This is a genomic window from Paenibacillus sp. EKM301P (genome assembly GCF_011800295.1).
Taxonomy (GTDB): domain Bacteria; phylum Bacillota; class Bacilli; order Paenibacillales; family Paenibacillaceae; genus Paenibacillus; species Paenibacillus polymyxa.
Genome location: NZ_JAALFM010000016.1, coordinates 56,815 through 79,211, shown reverse-complemented (window position 1 = coordinate 79,211; position 22,397 = coordinate 56,815). Strand labels below are relative to the sequence as shown.

Genomic DNA, 22,397 nt, shown 5'->3' with positions numbered 1-22,397 from the left:
ACCGACGGTGCGCGTAATATCCATATCCGGCAAAATGGCTTCCCGTCCATGCCCCTCCAGATTCACAAGCACCTGACGGAGGCCTGCCCACTCCTGAACGGCTGTACCCAAAGCTGTCAGCAGCAGGTCGTTTGCTTCTGTATTGTAGGCTCGATGGGCTTGTTTCAAAAATTGTTCCGTTTCTTCGACCGTCCACGCTACGGTCAGTGTCCGATCATCGCGACGCTGTGGCTTGGCCTGAGATTTTCGAGTGTAATCCTTAGGCAATGCCTGTTGAACAGCACCAGCTCGCTCCACCTGCTCCCAATACGCACGCTCCTTCTCTAATGCTGCGCTAGTCGCATAGGTTGACAGCTGATCCGCCCACAGACGGAAGGAATCCGTCTTATTCGGTAAACGGACAGACTCGCCCCGTAAAGCCTGTTCATAGCCGGATGCCAGATCCTCCAGCAAAATACGCCAAGACACGCCGTCGACCACCAAATGGTGGATCGCTACCAACAAATGGTCTCCATCGATGCAACGGAACAGACCCAGCTTTACCAGCGGTCCTTCGGACAGGTTCATGCTACTTTGGATTTCAGTTACTTTCGCCTCAATCGTCGTGCTCAACATGGCTTCATCTGTCAGAGCCATAAAGTCCAGCACGTCCAGATGATACAGCTCGCCTTCCTGTATTCCGTGGTTCCACGCTTGATAGCCTTGCTCGGTCTTCCTGAACACCATCCGTAGTGCATCGTGGTGCTCCGTCAACTGAATTAGCGCCTGATGCAAAGCAGCTTCGTCAAAACCCTGCTCCCGGTGCAGCATAAACGCCTGATTAAAGTGATGCGCGTCTACTTGCTTCTGTTCAAAGAACCAATGATGGATCGGAAGTAATGTCGTTTCCCCGCTCACTTCTCCCTGATCTGCCATACGACTTGTCATAAGTGGTGCCAATGCTGCGATGGTTGGACACCGAAGCAGATCCTTCATATCCAGCTTGTAGCCTGCCTGGAACGCACGGGATACGATTTGAATCGCCTTGATCGAATCGCCGCCCAGGTCAAAGAAATTGTCCAAAATACCGACGGTTGGCACGCCCAAGATGGACTGCCAGATTGCGACGAGTGCCCGTTCTGGCGCGGTATGCGGCGCTTCATAATCCGCTCCGCTTTGCTGGCTGCCTTCCGGTGCTGGTAGGGACTTGCGGTCGATCTTACCGTTCGGTGTCAGCGGCATCTGCTCTAACTGAATGAAATACGACGGCACCATATAGCTTGGTAGCTCTCGTCCCAGCTCACTTCTCAGTTCACTAGCTTCCATGGCTTGATTGGCCACATAGTACGCTACCATTTGTTTTTGGCCCGTTGTTTCGTCCGTACGGGCCACGACGGTCGCTTCTCGTACCGACTCCACCTGCAAAAGCTGTGATTCGATCTCGCCCAGTTCGATCCGGTAGCCCCGGATTTTAACCTGGTGATCCATTCGTCCCAAATATTCAATATTGCCGTCCAGTGTCCATCTGGCCAAATCACCTGTACGATACATCCGTTCATAGCCCGCTTTGCCTCCAGCAAACGGATTTTCCACAAATTTTTCGGCCGTCAGATCTTCGCGATTCCAATACCCACGGGCCAACCCTTCCCCTGCTATACATAATTCTCCCGGTATACCGACTGGCTGCAATTCCCCGCTCGTATTTAGGATATATATTTGGGTGTTCGCGATGGGACGTCCTATATTAATTTCTTGAGCATGAGTTAGTTCCTGTACAGTCGACCAAACTGTCGTTTCTGTAGGTCCGTACATGTTATAAATACGGAGACCATTTATTACTTGCAGCGCTCCCAAAAGCTTGGAAGGAAGGGCTTCACCTCCCACCATGATTTCCTTCACACCCTGTAGCGCGTGGGAACCTGCTTCATGATCCAGCAGCATCTGCAGCCGGGATGGTGTCATTTGCAACATCTCAATATGATGATGGGTAATCAACTCACCCAGTGCCTGAGGGTCCACTTGATGCTGGTGGTCGCCAAGCACAACCGTCATTCCAGTCAGCAGCGGCAAGATGGTTTCCAAAACGAAAATATCGAATGAAATGGTTGTCAGTGACAAAATGGTTTTGCCAGCTTCAAAGTCAATGATTTCACGCATCCCGGTAATAAAGTTGAGTACCGAGCGATGCTGGAGCATAACTCCTTTTGGATTTCCGGTTGATCCAGAGGTATAGATGACGTAGGCCAAATGCTCTGGGCGAGCAATCGTCTGCAGGTTGCTGCTTTCTCCCTGATACAATGCTGCATCCTCAAGAAATATAGCATTGGCATGGCAAGGGTGCTCTTCTGCCAGATCACGACTGGTCAGAAGCACTGCCGCTTTGCTGTCTTCCAACATGTATTCAATACGAGATGACGGAAATTCGGGATCAATCGGCACATAAGCTCCGCCTGCTTTTAGAACGGCCAGCAGACCTACAATCATTTCCACTGAGCGTTGGACCATCAGGCCAACCAGCTTGTCAGGTCCTACTCCCTGTACTTGAAGGATTCGTGCCAATGAATTCGATCGTTCATTCAGTTCCCGATAAGTTAGACTCTGATTTCCAAACACAACCGCTGTCTGATCCGGCGAACGTTCTGCCTGTTCCTCGAATAGCTCATGAATACCCGCATCGTGTGGAAAGGGGACAGCTGTCGCATTAAATACATCCATAATTTGAGTCCGCTCTTCGTCACTCATCAGTGACAACTCCTGAATCCGCTTCTGTGGCCCTTTCACCATATGCTCTACCACACTCACGAATTGGCGAATAATTCGGGCGATCTCCTGCTCGCTGAACAGCTCGGTCCGATAATCCAGTTGCAATACAAGTTTATCGTCATCCAGCATGTCTATCATGGCAATATCGAAGTCGCTCACCGTATCTCCGCAGAAATCAGTATGTACCTGCTGAATGGCTTCATCAAAACGAGAGAAGCTCAGCGTACGGTACTGAATGGTAACGCCAAACAAGCGGCCAATATCCGTGCCGCTTTGCTGTTCACGCAAATCCTGCATAATTTTGTTATACGGATAACGCTGATGCCGCAAAATGGACGCCTGCTCCTTGCCAACACCGTGTAGAAAAGTGAGCAACTCGGATTCCGGCTCAACTTGCAGACGTGTAGCCACAGTGCTGACGAACATGCCCATTGTATTTTTTTCCTTCTTTAACGTGCGGTTTGCATACAATGTACCAACGGTTAAATCTTGTTCACCTGTCGTTTTATGTAAAAAAATATACAATGCGGCCAGGAAAAATGTAAAAATACTGATGTTATGCGCCTCGCAAAAAGCCGTGACACCACGATATAATTCGTGCTCCAGTGTATAAACCTCTCGGCGTGCAGCCGTGCTTATCGTGAGCGGATTGTAAGACTTTAAACCTGTAACCTCCGGCAAGTCGGCAAATTTCTCCGTCCAGTACACCTTGTCCTTTTGGTAGCGTTCTGATTGCTCATAGCTTTGCTCCGTCTGAATAAAATCGAGATATGAGTTCGCTGGGACCGGCGTATCTGAACCTGTACCATGTACAATACTCATATAATTCCCCGTAATTTCATTAATGGCCTGCTCCATGGTAACGCCGTCAGAAATAATATGATGCATCTTGAAACTAAACCAGGTGTCTTCTGCCCCCAGCTGCAAAATAACAAATCGATACAACTGCGAATCCAGTAAGGGGAACGGCTGGGCATTATGATGACTCACCCATAGCTCAGCTTCCTCTGGAGTAACCTGAAGGGTTTCTATGCTTTGAGCAGCAAACGGCTCAACATATTGATAGGGAATGCCGTCCCGAACCGTGATTTTGATACGAAAAGAATCGTTTTGTGCAACCACCAGGTTCATTGCCTCCTGCAATGCATCTATGCGAACCGTTCCCTTGATTTTAACAGTGGTAATAATCGTAGATGTGTTGCGATTGGGATACACAAGCTCCGTGTACCAAATACGTTGCTGTGGCTGGCTTAATGTAAACAATTGAACATTGTGCTGAGTCATACGTATCTCTCCTCGCAAAATAGATATGGGTAAAAGTAACTCTGCTTAAATGACCTCCCTTGGCAAGGAACGGTCATGCGAGCCTTTTCTCCGGTATTAAATTGCCAATAGAAGTCAGTAAAAAGCGCCCACTCCTGATATACCATTAAGATCTGAGTGCGCATATTTGTTGTAGCAGTTTGATAATTATGCTTTTGCCGCCACGGCACGCGACGACAATCGTTACCGTTTCTCCTTCTCCTATCAGGAAGCTGGTACCCTTCAGCCCCCGGAGCTTCGAGAAGCTGGTTTTGATCAAAACAAGTACATCTTCTTTTCTTCGCTCACACTTTCGCAGTGCAAGCTTTTTTAGTTGGGCAGACATGGTGAAAAAACTCTGACTCTAGATGTATGAATATGTGCATGGAATGGGGACATTTTTGAATTATGCTGTGAGTGCATCTTGGTGGCGGGTTGTAGAACGGTTATCGCAATGTTAACAACGTAGTGTGTCGTGATGTGTGCTGTCTGAATCTTGGCTTGAGGGTATTGATGCTATGAGACGCATGAGCTACTGCACCGTGGTTAGGAGCGTAATTCTAGGTTGAAGGGGGCTAAAACTCACGATTGCGCTTATGACTTCCTGATTTTGTACATGGATAAAAAAGCGACGGTCATCGAAAGAGCTAGCGAAGTTTCCACGCTGCTAGGAAACGTTTCGCACTCCTCAAAATCTGTGCACAAACGGGCTTAATCATTTGAACTAACCGTGCATTTTACAGTACTTCTTCAGGTGTTTTCTGCATCAAATGAAGCTCTTCGGTGAAAGGTTAATCTGAATAAATAGGATTTGTCTTTGGAATACGGAAGATATGGGACAGATTTACCGGAATGATGCTATGGACAGATAATCTTGCAGTCTTGTTTATACAACTGCCATGATTTTTGGATACAGTCAGTGCTCCCTACAGTGTCTACAAAAGAAAACAGCTTATGTACTTATGAAGCCATTTTAGGCAATGCTCTCATGTCCGGTGAAACAAAATAACTGGGTCTTCTCAGTCAGATTGGATCACGATTTTCAAAAGCCAAGACACGACCGAGTCGCCATAAAAATTTCTAACACCCTCTTTCTGTCCATAATATAGCAATAAATCCTTATATATCTTCTTTACTCCCAATACTTTCTAGCTATTTTAAATATACAAACTTTAAAACCGATTAACATGGGACATAAGTTCCAAATTGATAGATTTCATAAAATTAATAAACACCCCATATTATTCTATTATATTTATATCTTTAAATGCAAGAATTGCACTTTTTTATTAAATTGAATACTAAGCATGACAAGTTAATGTGATTTAGAACAAAATTTTTGATTTTATAACCGATAAAATAAAAATGATGTATGCTTGCATGAAACTCCAAACCCCTTGCACCAAAACAAATTTTACATTACATATCATTAACACAAATGTAACAAACCGTTCCCGACACCATCCGACAAATTTCAACTTTTTCAGCGATTATCTTTAACTACCTAAATCATGGTATTTATTTACTCAAGCTGAATTAATTCAAAATTAATAACTCTTCACTTTTTAAATAGATAGTGATTTTTTTAGCTCTTTTGAACTATTTTCCAAGCGGAATTTTCTTTAAATTTTCTCTTGAAATTTCGATTTAGGTTAAATATTCTCTCATTTCAGCTATAAATTTTATTTTTTTATTAATAGAAACGTTTTGATTTTTCATTAAAAGTTTAGATTTTTAGAGAATTTATAACTTTTGGACCATTACTTTTGTAAAATGTATTGACCCGAAAACACAAAATAGCAAGTCTCCATGTGGCAGGAAGACTTGCTATTTTTTTAAGTTTTGGCGACTTGACCTTAAATAATGGAGTGAATATTGACACAGTGGAAGTACCGAACATATTTGTCGTGTGATGGATACTTTGTGCAAATCGAATCGTTTTTGTGCCAAGCTTGTAATGAAACTACCCCCAAGCCAATTTGTATTCGTGCAGCTCCCGATCCCATTCCCATGTTGATTTATCGCTTCCTAAGCGGTTAACGCAATTTGGTCCAGAATTCCCCACAATAACATTTTTGATTGCTCACAATGATCTATCCCTTCCCTGATCAAGGAAGTGGTTTGAATAAACGGTGCATCCCGAAGCTCATGCGGCCAATTTGCAAGCATTTGCTGGATACAATCAGTGGTAGATTCCAAATGAAACTGCAAACCTAGAACATGTTCTCCATACGCAAAGGCTTGATTCTCACAAGCTTCGGAGTAAATGAGATGCTGGGCCCCATCAGGCAACGTGAACGTATCTCCATGCCAAGCGAATGAAGTGAATTTTTTGGGAATTTTAGCTAACCATGCATGGTATTCTTGCGTCCTGTGGAAGCCATGCCAGCCAATTTCCTTTTCGCGGTTTGGAAATACGGATCCTCCTAAAACCTCCGATATCATCTGAGCCCCTAAACAAATTCCTAGTACTTTTTTCTTCATTTCAATTGCAATTTTTACAAACGCCTTCTCCTCAATAAGCCATGGATGTTCTTTTTCTTGGTAAACACTCATGGGTCCGCCCAAAATCACAAGGAGATCTAATGTTTTAAGCCACTTCTTATCAATACCTTGGGCAGGATCCTGCACGATTAGTTCGTGACCTGCATGTTTGGACCACGAAGCGATTACGGATGGATCGTCAAATGAAAAGTGACGAAATACAACAATCTTCATATACACTCACCCCTCTTGTTGAATAATCATATATTATCTCACTTTTCAGTATTAACAATATGATTATCCCGAATAATGGGATGATAACAAAAAATATAACTATTCCCCATCACTTCCCTGAATAACGAAACAGGAATTGATAAGGCAGATGATGTGCAATGAATAGGTGTTTCTAAGCAAGCCAAACTACCTAACACGTCCTCGATAGCCAAGCTCGTTGGATATGAGGTTAGCATACTTTTTCACCATGTTTGAATACTTTTCGATGTTAACTTCCCCAAATCTTATCGAAGGTCCAGCAACATTCAAGGAACCGATTACGGTGTTCTCGTATGAGAAGATAGGAGCGCCGATTCCTGTGGTTCCCTCCGTTGCCTCGCTTATTGAGATAGCATATCCATTCTGTTTAATCGTCAAAAGTTCTTGTTCGACATCTTTTCGTAAAAATGCTTTTAAAGAAGTAGTCTCACTCCATTCGAAGGAATCCATGATTGTTTTTTGCAGCATCGGGTTCAGGAAAGCCAGAATAACTCGATTAGAGGCTCCTATAAACAATGGCAAACGCAGCCCGATGGGTTCTGATATTTTCAAGACTTGTGGTGAGTCGACAGAATCAATGTAAATTCCTTCTGCATTTTCTCGAACCGATAAATATACAGTCTCCTTTGTTTGTTTCGATATCTCCTCCATAAAAGGTCTTGCGATGGTACGCAACATTAAACTGTCCCACATTAAAAAACCGTACTTCATAATGGACAGACCAAGCTTGTAACGTTTCGTCTTTGTATTTTGGGCCACAAAGCCATGTTCCGCTAATGAGGTAAGCAAGCGATGCACGCTCTGCACCGGCATATTTAACGCTTTGCTTATTTCCGTCACACTCATATCTTTCTCAGTGCCTTGCGGAAGCAGCAAATCCAAAATTTGAACAGCCTTAGAAATTACACCAGACAATCTGTTTTCACTCCTCAACTCCAATTTGGACTCATTATACCAAAAAGGTTAGAGAGGATAACATTACAATTGCGATATCTTACAACTGAGTAGTTTATAAAAAAAACGTGTCTGGGTCGCCCTTTGAAGGGGTCATCCAAACACGTTTCATTTTTACCCTGATATGATATTGATGATTCCTATCGTGTTTCCCTAAAATTGTACTTTTCAGGATACATGTTCAAACTGGCTGTTGTATAAATCGGCATAGAATCCGTTTTTACCTAGCAATTCCTCATGATTACCCGTTTCAATAATGTTACCGTCCTTCATAACCAGAATCAGATCGGCGTTCTTAATCGTTGAGAGACGGTGGGCAATCACAAAGGAGGTTTTCCCAACAGTAAGTCGGTCCATCGCTTGTTGAATCAGTAACTCCGTACGCGTATCGACCGAACTTGTGGCCTCGTCCAGAATGAGCATGGGCGCATCTTCAATCATGGCTCTTGCAATGGTAATCAATTGCTTTTGACCGGCAGAGAGATTAGCTTTGTCGTCTAGCACTGTATCATAACCCTGCGGTAAAGTTTTAAGGAAGCTATGCAGACCCACTGCTCTACATGCGGCTTCTACCTGTTCATCGGTAACATGCTCTTTGGAAAAGACGATATTCTCACGAATCGTTCCTTCAAACAGCCATGTATCCTGCAGTACCATGCAGAATAATTTATGAACATTCTCACGTGTTAATTGGCTGATCGGAGTTCCATCAATATAAATTTCCCCTCCGTTCAGCTCATAGAACCGCATGAGCAAATTCACGAGCGTCGTCTTACCGGCACCTGTAGGGCCAACAATGGCAATTTTCTGACCAGCTTCAGCTTTCATAGAGAAATCTTTGATAATCATATGGTCTTCATTATAACCGAAACGGACATGCTTAAATTCGACATCCCCTTTGGCGTTATCCAGCTTCATGGTCTTGTCGCTCTCATCCACCAATTCTTCTTCACTCAGAAATTCGAATACACGTTCACTAGCAGCTGCCGCCGATTGCAAATTGGTTGCAGCCTGCGCCAACTGTGACAAAGGCTGTGTAAACAGACGAATATACACCATAAAGGCCACGATAGTTCCGATCGTTATAACATGTTGGTTCACCAGCAAAGCGCCCACGATACAGACCGCAACATAACCGAAATTCCCGATGAACATCATAACCGGCATCATCAGGCCAGACATGAACTGGGATTTCCATGCATTTGTATACAAGCGGCCATTAATGCCATGAAACACTTCTTTGGCTGCTTTTTCTCCGTTATATACCTTGACTACGTTATGCCCAGCATAGGTTTCTTCGATATGACCGTTGATCTGGCCAAGCTCTGCTTGCTGTGCTACAAAATATTTCTGTGAATGCTTCATAATTACGGTCATCAGTGAAAAACCGATCAGCGTAGCTACAATCCCAGTAATGGTCATGATCCAGTTCGTATATAGCATCATAATCAATGCACCCACAAAGGTTGCCAGTGCGCTGACAAGCGTGCCGAGACTGTTGTTTAACGTTTGTCCAATCGTATCGACATCATTGGTCACACGGCTAAGCACATTACCATAGCTCGTAGCATCAAAATACTTCAAAGGCATATGATTGATTTTTCGGGACAGCTCTGTCCGCATCTTCTTTGTAAGACGCTGTGACACGGTTACCGTAATGAATCCTTGGAAATAATTAAAGATAAGGCCGAGACCATACAAAACTACCAATACAAGAACAATCTTCTGAACAGCATTCACATCAATCCCTGTTACGATTCCTTCCTGGATCAGGTTGGCAATATCGCTGAGCTTATCTGGACCAATCACGTTGAAGACGGAACCGGCCAGCGCCAGCACCATTGAGAGTATGATCATAGGCATATAGGCCTTGATGTAGGATAAGAGCTGGCGAATGTTCTTTTTAAAATCATTCGCTTTTTTACCAGTTCCCATCCCTTCCGTAGGACCTCTACCTATGGGACCTCGCTGTTTCATTTCGATGTGCTTACTGCCGACGGTGTGTTCATTCTTGTCCATGTACGAGTTCCTCCTTCGAAAGCTGCGAATAAGCGATCTCCTGATAGGTGCTGCAATTCGCCATCAGCTCTTCGTGTGTGCCGTTCCCTACAATCTGGCCGTGGTCCAGAACGATAATCCGGTCAGCGTCCTTAATGGTGCCTATGCGCTGAGCAACAATGAGTGTCGTAGCATGGCCGGTTTCTTGTTTAAGCGCCGAGCGCAGAATCCGGTCCGTTCTGTAGTCCAATGCCGAGAAGGAATCATCGAAGACATAAATCTCCGGCTGACGGTAGATGGCACGCGCAATGGACAGACGCTGCTTTTGACCACCGGACACGTTCGCTCCACCTTGTGAAATCCGTCCTTGATACTGACCGTCCATTTTTTCGACAAACTCCGTGCCTTGGGCAATCTCCACGGCTGTTTTGACGAGTTTCTCCGAAGCTTCTGCTCTTCCGTTATCGCCATACGAAACATTGGATGCCACTGTACCGCTGAAAAGTACGGCTCTCTGTGGGACATACCCGATTTTGTTATGGAGTGTCTGCTGCTTATAGTTTCTGACATTCACACCATCCACGAGTACCTCTCCCTCAGTCACATCGTAGAAACGAGAAATCAGATTGATTACGCTGGATTTACCGCTGCCAGTTGCGCCAATAAAGGCAACCGTCTCGCCTTGTTTTGCCGTAAAGCTAATGTTGCGAAGCACAGGCTCCTCCGCATCCGGATATTTAAAGCTGACATTACGGAATTCCACCTGACCCATAACGCCCTCTTCTCCAGCTGTCTCATGCCCGTCAATGATGCGGGATTCGGTATTCAATACCTCCATAATCCGTTTGGCAGAAATCGAAGCTCGAGGCATCAGGAAGAATATCATACTTACCATCATAAAGGCCATGACCACCTGCACCGCATAAGATGAGAATACGACCATATTAGAGAATAGCGTAATGCGGTCCGGCACGGCCGCTCCGTTAATCAGGTAAGCGCCAATCCAATAGATCGAGACACTCAGACCCGACATAATAAAGGTCATGCCCGGACCAACCATTGTCATTAACCGGTTCGCAAACAGGTTTGTATTCATTAATTCGGTATTGGCCTGCCCAAACTTCTCCTCCTGATACTGATCTGCATTATAAGCACGCACTACGCGAAGCCCCGTCAGATGCTCACGTGTTACCCTGTTCAGATTATCAGTGAGACGTTGGATTTTTTGGAAACTGGGGAGAGCAAAAATAACAATGACACTCAGCATCAGGATCAGGACAGCCACAGCCACTCCTGTAGAGGCGGTCCACTGCCAGTTTTTATCTGCGATCTTTGCAATGGCCCACACGGCCAGAATCGGCGCCTTGATGATCACCTGCAACCCCAGCGCAACCACCGTTTGAATTTGGGTAACATCGTTCGTGGAACGGGTGATAAGGCTGGCTGTTGAAAAGCTGTTCATCTCTTCCATCGAAAAAGATAAGGCCTTGTCAAAGACCATCGCACGCAGGCGCATGGCCAGCCCTGCCGCGACCTTTGCCGCAAAATAGCCGACAATAATAGATGCAATCATACTGCCGACAGCACATAACAGCATATAAATACCAGGAATCAGCAGTTCCGACATCGGCGTTCCTGCAGTTTGCAGCTTGGTTGTAATTTCGGCCATATAATCAGGCAACTTCAAATCCAGCCACACCTGCACAACGATGAAGGCCAAGCTGCAAAGCACGAACATCCATTCATTTTTCTTGAGATATTTGAATATCTTCAGCATTCTGTTGTTCTCCTTTATCTGAAAATCTTAGGTGTTTGGTGCAATTAACGTATCCTGCATGCGTCCTCTACATAGGAATTTAGCTTTTAGAGACAATAAGCTTGATGAGTCGAATAAACTCTTTGGCATCCTGTTCGTCCAGCTTTCGAAGAATTTTCTCGCTCCATGCGACTCCTTCGTTATACCTGTCAATCATAAATTGCTTGCCTGAATCCGTAATGAATACAATCACCTTACGTTTGTCGTTGGCATCCGTACGGCGTACAACCAACCCTTTCTTCTCCAAACTTTTCAGCGCCGTTGCTATCCGTCCCGTACTGACAGACAAGTATTCGCTCAAATGGCCCGAAGTAACCCCGTCCTGATGACTCAAAGCAATGAGAATTCCCATTTCACCACGAGAGAAATGCACTCGTTCCTCTAATGCCGGTTTGCGCGATTTGACGATACACTCGAATAGTTCGGTTGCCGATGCTTTATAGTCCATTGGCCGTACCACCTTTTGTATTTATCTTATACTGTAAGATAATAATGACATCTGGATATAAAGTCAATTCGGGAAAATATGGATTGGTTGAAGTTTCATGACCATTCACGACCTAGAAGTTGAATGAATCGAATAGAATGAATGTGGGGATTTTTAAAGACTCTATTGAAATGGCGGAGCAATCCAGCAGTGAACTGCCCAACATACTGTTTCTGAAGGAATGCGAAGAGGAATTTTCATTGCAATGCAACTGAAACAAGGAGACTGCGACAAGGAGTTTGACGCTTTACTCAGCTATTCACGGAAAAAATCCAAGGAAATATGCTATCCGAATATTGCTGGGGGTTGAACCGATGAGTTAGATTTGTTGATATGGACGTTTTAGCTCATTGGAGACAAGGAATACGATGACATTCTGCCTCCTCATCGTCAATCTAAATCGCGACAAATAAAAAAAGCCGCGATTTTCGCAGCAATAATTTCTCCTATTTATTATCGACTGCTCCAGTGATGGAAAGTCTTTTCACAAGAATACCGGCTTGATCAATGGTTTGTTTTACAATTGAAGCAGCAGGTTGGCCGTTGGCTAAGCGAAGATCCTGGCCCGCCCATAGTGACATATATTCGGGGCAGTTCGCTTTTGCAGCCGCCTGACGAATGTCCCGGGTCATCGCGTTTTAAATAGGGTAAGCAGGAATTGTTCTCTTTCAATTATAGAAAAACTGGCGCCGAACGGAAGATCGACACCAGTTTTTGACCGTACAGCTTATCCCAATATAGTGGCTTGACTAAGGAAATGCTGAATGAGATTCAACCGATTGCTTAAACGATGTTAGAATGATGCTTTTAGGCAAATTATTGATTAGTGCTATTCAATAGATTCAAGCTTCCATTGTTGATTATAATTGGATGTATACCGCCATTGCTGAATAGGAACTCCCTCTGCCGTTGATAGGCCTGTGACATCAGCTGGCTTATTCGAAATGACAGGAGTGATTCGATAGTAACCATCTCCTGTAGAGATAAAAGCAAATTTTTGTTGATCTTGGCCAGTACTAGCAGCCAGTTGGAATTTAGCGCCATGATCAAGAGAGCCATTTGTTATCTCAAGTGAACGTCCACTCTGCATATTCTTGATACTGTATTGACCGCCACCTAGATGCGTAACACTCCATTGTTGATTTGCTTCACCTGTATAGGTTGATTTAATTACACTTGTACCTTCTATCGTATTATCGGTTTCCATGGCCTTGCCGTCCAAACGCACAATGAAACGATAAATACCATCAGAAACATTTCCATCAGGAATGCTTGCCAGATCTCCGCTGCCGGCCGGCCGGGTATAGAGAAGAGTTCCGAAACCAAGTTGATCAAACGTTGATGGGTACTTCAAATTTGGACCACCTTCGGTACCCTCCAGAGCCATTCGGGCAGCAATATTGGGTGCAGACAGACCTTTCCGATTGACATAATGGTTATAAATCATCACCCAGATGGGACGCATTTCATTACGACTGGCAGGCGATATTCCAGATTGAATATTTAACGAACCGTTTCTACCTGATCCCCATTCATAAGTTGCAAATGGCACATCCTCGCCATTGTTGTACTTGGCAACATATTCAGCAGCACGCAGGAAACGATTGTCCGCCCATCCATAAAGGTCATCCCCCTGATTCCATGCCATTTCAGCAATTGTTGCCATTAAACCAACACCTAATTGAGTATGCGCTTGGTCCCTTCCGGATTCTTGCCATTGGGCAAGACCATCAGGATGAAGGAATGGGATCGCATTATAAATGGACCCATTTCCTGCACCATTTTTAAAATATTCAACACCGATATCATAAATATCCCGGCGGTCACAGAATATTCCGATTGCAATGGTGGCCGCCATATTACTTAGATCCCAGTTCGCCCAGTAATTCTGTATATATGAATCATTATGACTATTGCCGTATTCATTGCCAATAAGGAATCTCTCATTCAATGGTTTGTAAAATACAGTAAGAAGCATGTTCTGCATTTGTTCCACATTAAACCCCGGATAATCTCTCATAAGTTCTGCTGCATTAGCCAACTCATACCCATAAATTCCCGCCGCTAAGTAGCGATCAGCATTGCCGGAGATCGTTTTAAGATTAGAAGACCAGGCATTCAAAATATCACGAGCTGTATCTCCATTTGCGGTGTCCCCTGTAATTTTCCAACGAAGTGCATTCTGGTAAGCACGAGCTATATCATTATACAACAGAGCTACATTTTGCTCATTTCCTCCCCGGATAATGATAGAAGTAGCGCGTGGTTTCCATCCAGCCTGTGAAAGTGGGCTGGACAGCAATTGATTCCAACCATCCAAATAGGGTTGTCTGCCTTCATGAATCATCTGCTTCATTCGGTCAAAATCTGCTTTCGTATGTAATAGGCCAGGATGAGCAAATCCAGTGGACGCTGCAGCTTTCGGCAATGTTTTCTCAGTGAATCCAAATGCACTTATTACTAGGCAAAAAATAATTGATACTAATAGTGTTTTTTTCAACAATTTACATTCTCCTTATATTAGTGTATTTAAAATAAATCCTCTGCTATTTTTTCTCGATCCCTCCTTTATGTAATTCTCCTTTGAGTTGGTATATATACCTGTTTTTTCTGCGCTATTATGTTTATCGGTACTTCGATGTTTGATAATAGTAATATCTTAAAAAATAGTTCTTTTGAACTGTTAGCTGAAGGATTTGAAAGACAAAAGGTTGTTAACACAAAAAAGCCGCCAATTAGGCGACTTCTTAAATGGTACATGCTCATCAATTTTCTTCATTTTTATTTCCAGTTTCATTGTGGTTATTTCGAAGACTAGGGTTGAGGGCAACTTTGTGCAGACGGTAACCAATTGTACTGGTTGTTCATAACCCTCACAAGGATAGAGACTATCAGATGTTTAATGAATGAAAAAAACGATTTAGATGCTCGGCAAACAATTTAGGATAAGGTATTAGTTCTAACATCTCTACGAATGATCCTGGCCACCCATGAGTCAGCAACAGTGGTCGCTCGGATGTCCCTTCACCTCGAACGTGCACAAAGTGTATGTCGAAGCCGTTCACCTGTTCAATAAACTGTGGGAAACGGTTTAGCCATGCTTCCTGTTCACGCCAAGAGATTGGCGGGGAGCTTTTCACTTACGAGAGAAGGCATCTGAAGCTCAGCCCATTAGGGAGAGAATTAATACCTCTAGCAGAAGATCTACTGGCTACTCATGACCAGATTAGAAATATACGAAGCAACCAGGAGGTTAAAGGCGTTGTAAGGGTGGCTGCACCAGAGTCTTTAACGATTTCTAGATTAAGTCCGATTATTAGGGAGTTCTCTTTAAAATATCCTCATGTCAAATTCATCCTTACCAACGGTACATGTGAACAAAACCAGGTTGACTTAATTAGTGGACGTGTAGATGTGGCTTTGATGGTCTACCCGGAAATACATCCGGAAAAATGCATTCATTATTCTTTGGTCAAGGAGAACATTGTCCTGTTGTGCAACAATGACGGTCCAGACCATTTTGATGAATACAAGCGAGAGAACACCAACCATTGTTTTATTACGAATGAAGAAGGCATTTTAGATAAAGACCAAGAACGCTCAATACCTGACTACGGGTATGTATTGGTGGAGATAATAGCATTAGCTTCCCTATTTCAGAACTGTAGTAATTTCAGTTCCACACCAAGGAGACTTAAGAACCATGAAAATTGTAATTTTATATTTCATCTTGGCTTTGTTAGCATTGTCGATGACCATCTTAATCGATTTACTGTCAGGAATGAGCCTATTTGAAGCATTTCACTCTATCCGGGCGGCCTTCGCCAACACAGCCATACCAGAGGTAATTGTCATGGTGTTTTTTCTATTTCTTCCCTTTGTTAATGTCATCACAGCAGCTGTACGGAAAAGGAGTCTGCGGAAATAACTAAGCTCAACGCTTATCGCTTATCGCAATAGCCCTAATCTTTTGCGTACCCGGTGGACAACGAACAACAGAATGGGAATGGCCGTGAATAGAACAGACAGGATATAGCGCAAAAAGAATGCTCCCTCTTCCAAATGCCTTGGATAATTCTCCGCACTGATAAGCGATCCAAACAGAACAACAACACCAACAGGAATGGCCAGCCTTCGAGTATCTTGTACTTTGAACAAGTCCGCAGTCACAGCTATGACGGCGTAACAATAGAGGGTCATTTTAAAGAATACTCCTATAATTAAAGTTAAAATAACAAGAGCATCCAACCGTTGGATAAAATTTGCCAGGTTAACCAGTGTTATCGTTGTGTACATGGGAAAGGTACTTCTCTCATATATATTTTTTCCAAGTACTGAAATTTCGATAGCATGTGTAGAACAAAGTAGGATGCCGCTTAAAACGATAGCCGCAATCCCTGTTTTTCGGGACTGACAAGATTTTTGCAGATGAGGGAAAATTGTAGTCATACAGATCAGCTCGCCAAAAGGGAAAGTTAAAATATTGGGAAAAGCCGACCTAAGAGCCTGCTTCCAATCCACAACATGCAGCGGAAACAGATTTTTAAAATCAACCAGCCCCGCAGCAATCACGACAAAAAAACATATGAAACCCATGAAAAAAATAACTATCAGATAAATTTCTGACGTTCTAAAAAACACTTCAACCCCCTTATTCAGAATATATATGACAGCAGTGACCATAATGGCATTGATTATGAATACCGGCGTTTGGTCATAGGAAGCAGCGATCAGCAGGTCACCGGATTCGCGCAAGATTCTGGACCCATTAAACACTAAAACAGGAATGTACAGAAAACTCAATGGCCACCCAATAGTTTTGCCCAGGATTTTTTGGGTATATCCGCTGATGATCAGATTAGGATATTGACAGTACAAATCATGAAATATCAGATACAAAAGCACTCCCCCAGGCAAAGCTAGAAGGATCGATAACCATATAGTATGTCCAGTTTCAAGCCCGATGGGAATCACAATGGCCGTTCCTAATTCAAATAAAATAATCATGGCAAACAATTGATTTGTACCAATAAATTCTTTTTTCATCACTTCTGCTCCGCTTCCTTTTAGTTAAATTGATCCTTATTCATGTACGGCTTTAACCTCATTCCTGTCCCTCGGATATAAGCCTCTACACGAATGTCCAGCTTGCCTTGGGCAAACAAGGAGTCCCACTGCTCTTTTACTGCTTCCCACTCCTTCGGACGGAGACGTTTCAGTTCATTGCCAAAACCAAAAATGTCACTTTTTAACCGCTGAGCTGCTTGTATGGACTGGATTACTTCTTCTTTCGTATGCTTGGCCAATTGCTCTTCCAACTTCATGATCTCGTCCGCACTACTGAAGTCTACAAATCCCCGTGTTTCGTTCACTTTTCCTTCCTCTTGAATGTGAACATGGAAAACGGGTATCCCCTTCTGAAGCTCCACGTTTATATCCGTTTTGGAATAATTTATATGGACTGCGACCGATGCCTCCATATTTTCTGTATCAATGTTGACTATGGTTTGATCTATCTTGTTCTGAACCCATAAGGTACCCTTGGCCTCGGAGCCTTCCAGCCACGCTGTTAGTTTCCCTTTTTTGAACACTCCAAGCCCATTTATTGAGAGAATAGCCTTCACTTCCGTCTGTTCCAAACTTGCTTTCTTCTTGCCTTCTTCCCTGTCTCCGATAATTCGGATGCCACTAATAGCCACTTCTCCTTCCCCAGTGATTTCATTAATTAATTCAAAAATATTGATATTCTTGTTTTCTCCCCATATTTTCGCCGTGTTTTTAGCTTTCTTGACCATGCCTATCGCAGGCAGACTCTCTATAGGTAGCAGGATTTTCAGAACAGCATTAGCATCAACACCTCTTGAAACCAGAACAGTAGAGTTCAACCTAAGCTCGTGAGACCTTTCAAACACATCAAAAATCTCATTTATTCCACTTCTAGCGAACGCTTCCCCGATAACAACAAGCTGCGTGTGAGCAAAAAACAACTGTCTTGCTGTCTTTTTTGATGTTTTGCGAAATGCGCCAAATAAAGTCCTGTCCGTCGTAGAATAGACCGTAGTGGTAGATTGTCCTGTATTTGCGCCCGTACTTGTGGCCGTCGACGAAGGATTCACAATTTGAAAAGTGACCTCATATTCCTCTTTATCTGGGGCTTTATCGATTCCAATGCCGGTTACGATCGCCAGTTCATTTAGTTCCCGTCTGTTCCAGCAACTTGTCAGCAGCATAATTATAAGAATACAAAGTATGATTCGCAGCAGCCCTTTATCCTTCATTCGGCTTGCCCCCCTCTTTACCTAATACGTTTATTGTGCTTTTTCTGACTGATTAAGCGCGGTCGGGTCTTCATGAATTGGAAGGGTAATCGGAAGAAGGCATCATGCTGATTCTGGGCTATAAACGGACCCATAGGAGACATATACGGAACCCCCAAGGAACTTAGACTACACATATGCGCAATCATTATAAAGCTAAACACGCACACGCCGTAGAGCCCCATAAATGCCGCTATGAACATAATGACGAATCGAAGAATTCGCACCGAAAGAGCCATGTTGAACGCCGGGGTGGCAAGACTGGAAATACCTGTGAGAGAGACAGCGATGACTATGGCTGGAGTAACAATGCCTGCCTGCACCGCTGCCTGCCCAATTACCAACCCTCCGATAATCGATACTGTCTGTCCAATTGGGCTTGGCATTCGAACGCCAGCTTCACGGATAATCTCAAACGTCACTTCAAGCAGGAGTATCTCAATAAAAGTAGGGAAGGGTACATTTTCTCTCTGGGAGGCCAGATTAATCAACAGCGGGGTCGGGATCATTTCCTGATGAAAGTTCAGAGCTGCCACAAACAGACCGGGGCCTAACAAAGAAATCGCCAGACACATAAATCTCAATAACCGGATCAAGGATGAGATGTCATATCGCTGGTAGTAATCTTCAACTGCATGAAAAAACATAAAAAAGGTAGTAGGCGCAATCAGCACGAAGGGCGTTCCATCAACAAAAATGGCAATTCGCCCCTCCAGCAGATTACCTGCTACACTGTCCGGACGCTCGGTATTATAGAGTGTTGGAAAAGGTGAATATTTGTTTTCTTCAATTAGCTGCTCTATGTACCCTGATTCCAAAATGGAATCGATATGGATGCCCTGTAACTTTTGCTTTAGGTTCTGTATCGTCGATTCTTTTGCGATGCCGTTTATGTACATGATAGCCACATCGGTTTGTGTAACAGCACCGATTTTCATCGTTTCAATCCATAGATTGACGTTTTTTATTCTCCGGCGGACCAGGGAGAGATTTGTCCCAATGGATTCCGTAAAACTTTCTTTGGAACCGCGGATGGCTACCTGGGTAGAAGCCTCTGTGACCGCTCTGACCTCGCCCCCGCTGGTGTTCCCGCTAATAGCTTTGGCCATTCCATCCACTAGAATTATCGTATTTCCAGATAAAATGGCTTCAAAAAGCTCCTTCCAGTCATTAAGTACTTTTTCTTCACCGATACTCAAGGCTTTGTCTTTCATAAATTGATAAATTCCGCTTACCGATTTGACTTCCGGACCTCCCCAGTTGGGAGTGTCAAAGGCCATAATGTGCGTAATAAACTCATCGACGATGTTTTTATCATTTAAACCGTTGAGATATACAGCAGCCACCTCTATATGTGAAGTTACCAGCTCAAATTTACGAATAATAATATCAGGGCTGTTTCCAAGCCGGGACCTGATTTCCTTCAAGTTGTTTGCTAAATTCATGGAGATCAAGGGGTCTTCATTACTGGGCATCATCTACACCTCCTGCCCATACTATTTGCTGTCCAAACCTGTTTTATGCAGTATATGGGAATTTTATTATCGGTAATCAGGCCGCTGCTAGATTTTTACTCCTGTATGCCAAAAAGATTACAGTATGTTCACCTTTAATACTCTGAAATATGCTGAAAGAAAAAGAGAGTAGCTGAGAACAAAAATCAAAACTTGTATCGTTACCGTACTTCCTCACCCTCAACATTACAAAAATTGACATTTCGAATGAAAATAAGTAGTATAATTAGAAAGATTTATATAAAAAAAGGAACCCTTTCCTCATTCCCCTCTATTCAAATTCCTATTTCTATCTATCCTATTTTAAGGAGTGAAAATGCTATGCGCGTACGAATGGTAAAAGCGAATACAAGGAATGTAATCGGTAGCTATTGCAAATGGATCGCGGCTGGGATGATTGTAACTCTCACGGGATGCTCGCTTGCATCCGCCGCTCCTTCACCCTCACTCTCATCCCCAAGTAAAACTAGTGAATCTACCTCCTCCCTGGTTACATTTCAATTGCAAGAGGCTACGATTGCTCAGATGCAGGACGCGATGAAGTCAGGAGCACTGTCGAGTGTCGAGCTCACAGCCATGTACCTCAACCGGGTATACGCCTATGATTCTAGTGGCATTCGGCTGAATTCAATCCCTGTTCTAAATCCCAATGTGCTAAAAGAAGCTGCTCAGGCTGATCAGCTAAGGGCACAGGGGATTAATACCGGGCCTCTGCAAGGCATCCCCTACACAGTTAAAGACAGTTACAAGGTTAAAGGACTCACTGTTGCTTCTGGATCTCCGGCTTTTAAAAACCTGATGGCAAAAGATGATGCCTTTACTGTAGAGAAGATACGCAAATCCGGTGGAGTGCTAATTGGTAAAACCAACATGCCGCCAATGGCAGCAGGAGGAATGCAAAGAGGCGTTTATGGCCGTGCTGAAAGTCCGTACAATCCAAATTATTTGGCTGCAGCCTGGTACTCTGGCTCCTCTAACGGATCTGGCGTGTCAACAGCCGCCAACCTTGCTGCCTTTGGTATGGGGGAAGAAACAGTATCTTCTGGAAGATCACCAGCATCTAACAATGGTTTAATTGCCTACACGCCATCGCGGGGCTTAATCTCCATTCGGGGGAATTGGCCGCTTTTTCCTATACGGGATGTCGTGGTCCCACATACAAGGACTGTCGAGGACATGCTCCGCTTGCTTGACGTGATTGTTGTAGAGGATAAAATCACAAAAGGTGATTTCTGGCGAGAACAGAAAGCCGTTCGCCTCCCTTCTGTCAACAGTGTTCGTCCCAATTCCTATCTAGAGCTGCGAGATACTCAAGCTTTGAAAGGCAAACGAATCGGTGTTCCGAAAATCTATATCGGTAAGGACCATGAAACCACAACTCCGATTAAATTCAGACCTTCAATACAAGCATTATGGGAAAAAGCTGTAAAGGATTTAACTGCTCTTGGAGCTGAAGTAGTGGAAGTTGACTTCCCCTTGCAAGTGAACAGCGAGAAGGACCGACCAACAGCGAAAACACCTGAAGAACGTGGTTTGATGCCGGCAAAATGGAGTGAAAAGGAATTCGGGCTGCTTAATCCTTATGCAGCTGAGGAATTCCTTAAAAGTGTGGGCGATCCGAATTTCCCGTCATGGGCTAATATCGACCCTGCAACTGTCTTCCCGAATCCGCCCGGTTCGGTAGATGCCAAACGTGGCAGAGACCTTGGTCACTATGACGTATTCATTGAAACCATAAAGAAAGGCGTCACCCCTTTCGAACAAATTCCTCAGTTTCATGAAGGGTTGCGGGGGCTGGAAAATGTACGAAAGATAGATTTTGAAAATTGGATGAAGCAAAACAACCTTGATTTTATTGCTTTCCCGGCCAATTCGAATATTGGCAAGGCTGATTCCGATGTGAATGAAACGTCTTATGAGGAGGCTTGGGAGAATGGCAACTATTTCTCCAATACGAATTTCCTTCTACGCGAGTACGGGATCCCAAGTGTGTCTGTGAGTATGGGCGCTATGAAGGATACTGGTATGCCCGTCAATCTGACGATGGCAGGTGCCGCATATAGCGATAATGACCTGCTTCGATACGCTTATTCCTATGAGCAGGCAACCAAAAACCGTCCTATTGCAACACGCACGCCAGCGCTTGAGGATGAAACCTTTTCCTATAACCCGCAAACTGCTCTTCCACCCTCTAAACGCAAGGAAACAGAAGCCCCTGCACTTAAGTTGAATGCTTCGGTCAAAAACGATGTTCTCGCTTTGGAAGGTTCAGTCACAGATCAAAGCGAAATCACGCAGCTCAAAGTTTATGTCAATGGCATGCGTGTCGCTATTACAGAAGATAAAGCTAATTGGTCAGCAGCGCTCCCAACTACTAAATTCAAGCAGGGAGGCGCCTCCCAAGCTGATACACTGCATATTCTCGTGCTGGCGAAGGATATTTACGGAAATACCGCAGCTCAAATCAAGTCTGTCACTTTACCCCAATGACGAAGGACATCATGGTCTTA

General features: G+C 44.0%; 13 protein-coding genes and 1 pseudogene. 2 read left to right on the top strand and 12 right to left on the bottom strand.

What is annotated here, in order from left to right:
• The 9 genes and pseudogenes from HFD99_RS22860 to HFD99_RS26140 form a co-directional block, all read right to left on the bottom strand.
• Positions 1-4,026 (bottom strand): non-ribosomal peptide synthetase (locus HFD99_RS22860; protein ID WP_167441016.1); only part of this gene is annotated, 4,026 nt, incomplete at its 3' end.
• Positions 4,027-6,072: 2,046 nt separating this feature from the next.
• Positions 6,073-6,762, bottom strand: a complete 690-nt coding sequence (locus HFD99_RS22855) for a type 1 glutamine amidotransferase (RefSeq protein WP_045245286.1) — start codon at positions 6,760-6,762, stop codon at positions 6,073-6,075.
• 186 nt (positions 6,763-6,948) lie between these two features.
• Positions 6,949-7,716, bottom strand: a complete 768-nt coding sequence (locus tag HFD99_RS22850) for an IclR family transcriptional regulator (RefSeq protein WP_045245285.1) — start codon at positions 7,714-7,716, stop codon at positions 6,949-6,951.
• A 207-nt stretch (positions 7,717-7,923) separates the two neighbouring features.
• Entirely contained in the window at positions 7,924-9,774 is a 1,851-nt protein-coding gene (locus HFD99_RS22845) for an ABC transporter ATP-binding protein (RefSeq protein WP_123797205.1), read from the bottom strand.
• Complete coding sequence (locus tag HFD99_RS22840; protein WP_045245284.1) at positions 9,761-11,530, bottom strand: ABC transporter ATP-binding protein; 1,770 nt, start codon at positions 11,528-11,530, stop codon at positions 9,761-9,763. Before HFD99_RS22840 ends, HFD99_RS22845 begins: the two co-directional genes overlap by 14 nt.
• 79 nt (positions 11,531-11,609) lie before the next feature.
• The gene (locus HFD99_RS22835) at positions 11,610-12,017 is read right to left on the bottom strand and encodes a MarR family winged helix-turn-helix transcriptional regulator (RefSeq protein ID WP_045245283.1); all 408 of its coding nucleotides are present in this window, start codon (positions 12,015-12,017) and stop codon (positions 11,610-11,612) included.
• Positions 12,018-12,502: 485 nt separating this feature from the next.
• Positions 12,503-12,718: pseudogene (locus tag HFD99_RS25835) on the bottom strand (nitronate monooxygenase); the annotation flags it as partial.
• Between the two features lie 167 nt (positions 12,719-12,885).
• Positions 12,886-14,559, bottom strand: a complete 1,674-nt coding sequence (locus HFD99_RS22825) for an RICIN domain-containing protein (RefSeq protein ID WP_045245281.1) — start codon at positions 14,557-14,559, stop codon at positions 12,886-12,888.
• A 388-nt stretch (positions 14,560-14,947) separates the two neighbouring features.
• Positions 14,948-15,121 carry an epoxide hydrolase N-terminal domain-containing protein gene (locus tag HFD99_RS26140; RefSeq protein WP_354005623.1) on the bottom strand — a complete coding sequence of 58 codons (174 nt, stop codon included), beginning with the start codon at positions 15,119-15,121 and terminating at the stop codon, positions 14,948-14,950.
• On the opposite strand from HFD99_RS26140, the gene HFD99_RS22815 reads away from it, so the two are divergent.
• A complete protein-coding gene (locus HFD99_RS22815) occupies positions 15,105-15,851 on the top strand; it encodes a LysR family transcriptional regulator (RefSeq protein WP_080942714.1) in 747 nt (248 codons plus the stop codon). The genes HFD99_RS26140 and HFD99_RS22815 overlap by 17 nt on opposite strands.
• A 153-nt stretch (positions 15,852-16,004) precedes the next feature.
• On the opposite strand, the gene HFD99_RS22810 is transcribed toward HFD99_RS22815, so the two are convergent.
• The 3 genes from HFD99_RS22810 to HFD99_RS22800 are packed head-to-tail and all read right to left on the bottom strand — an operon-like array spanning position 16,005 to position 19,851.
• Positions 16,005-17,102 (bottom strand): GerAB/ArcD/ProY family transporter, encoded by a 1,098-nt coding sequence (locus HFD99_RS22810; protein ID WP_045245280.1) that lies wholly within the window; start codon positions 17,100-17,102, stop codon positions 16,005-16,007.
• Between the two features lie 20 nt (positions 17,103-17,122).
• Positions 17,123-18,334, bottom strand: a complete 1,212-nt coding sequence (locus tag HFD99_RS22805; RefSeq protein WP_025364876.1) for a Ger(x)C family spore germination protein — start codon at positions 18,332-18,334, stop codon at positions 17,123-17,125.
• A 17-nt stretch (positions 18,335-18,351) separates the two neighbouring features.
• Positions 18,352-19,851, bottom strand: coding sequence for a spore germination protein (locus HFD99_RS22800; protein ID WP_225164881.1), 1,500 nt, complete (start codon positions 19,849-19,851; stop codon positions 18,352-18,354).
• Positions 19,852-20,208: 357 nt separating this feature from the next.
• Between HFD99_RS22800 and HFD99_RS22795 the strand changes: the two genes are divergently transcribed.
• The gene (locus tag HFD99_RS22795; RefSeq protein ID WP_045245278.1) at positions 20,209-22,377 is read left to right on the top strand and encodes an amidase; all 2,169 of its coding nucleotides are present in this window, start codon (positions 20,209-20,211) and stop codon (positions 22,375-22,377) included.
• Positions 22,378-22,397: the final 20 nt, after the last annotated feature.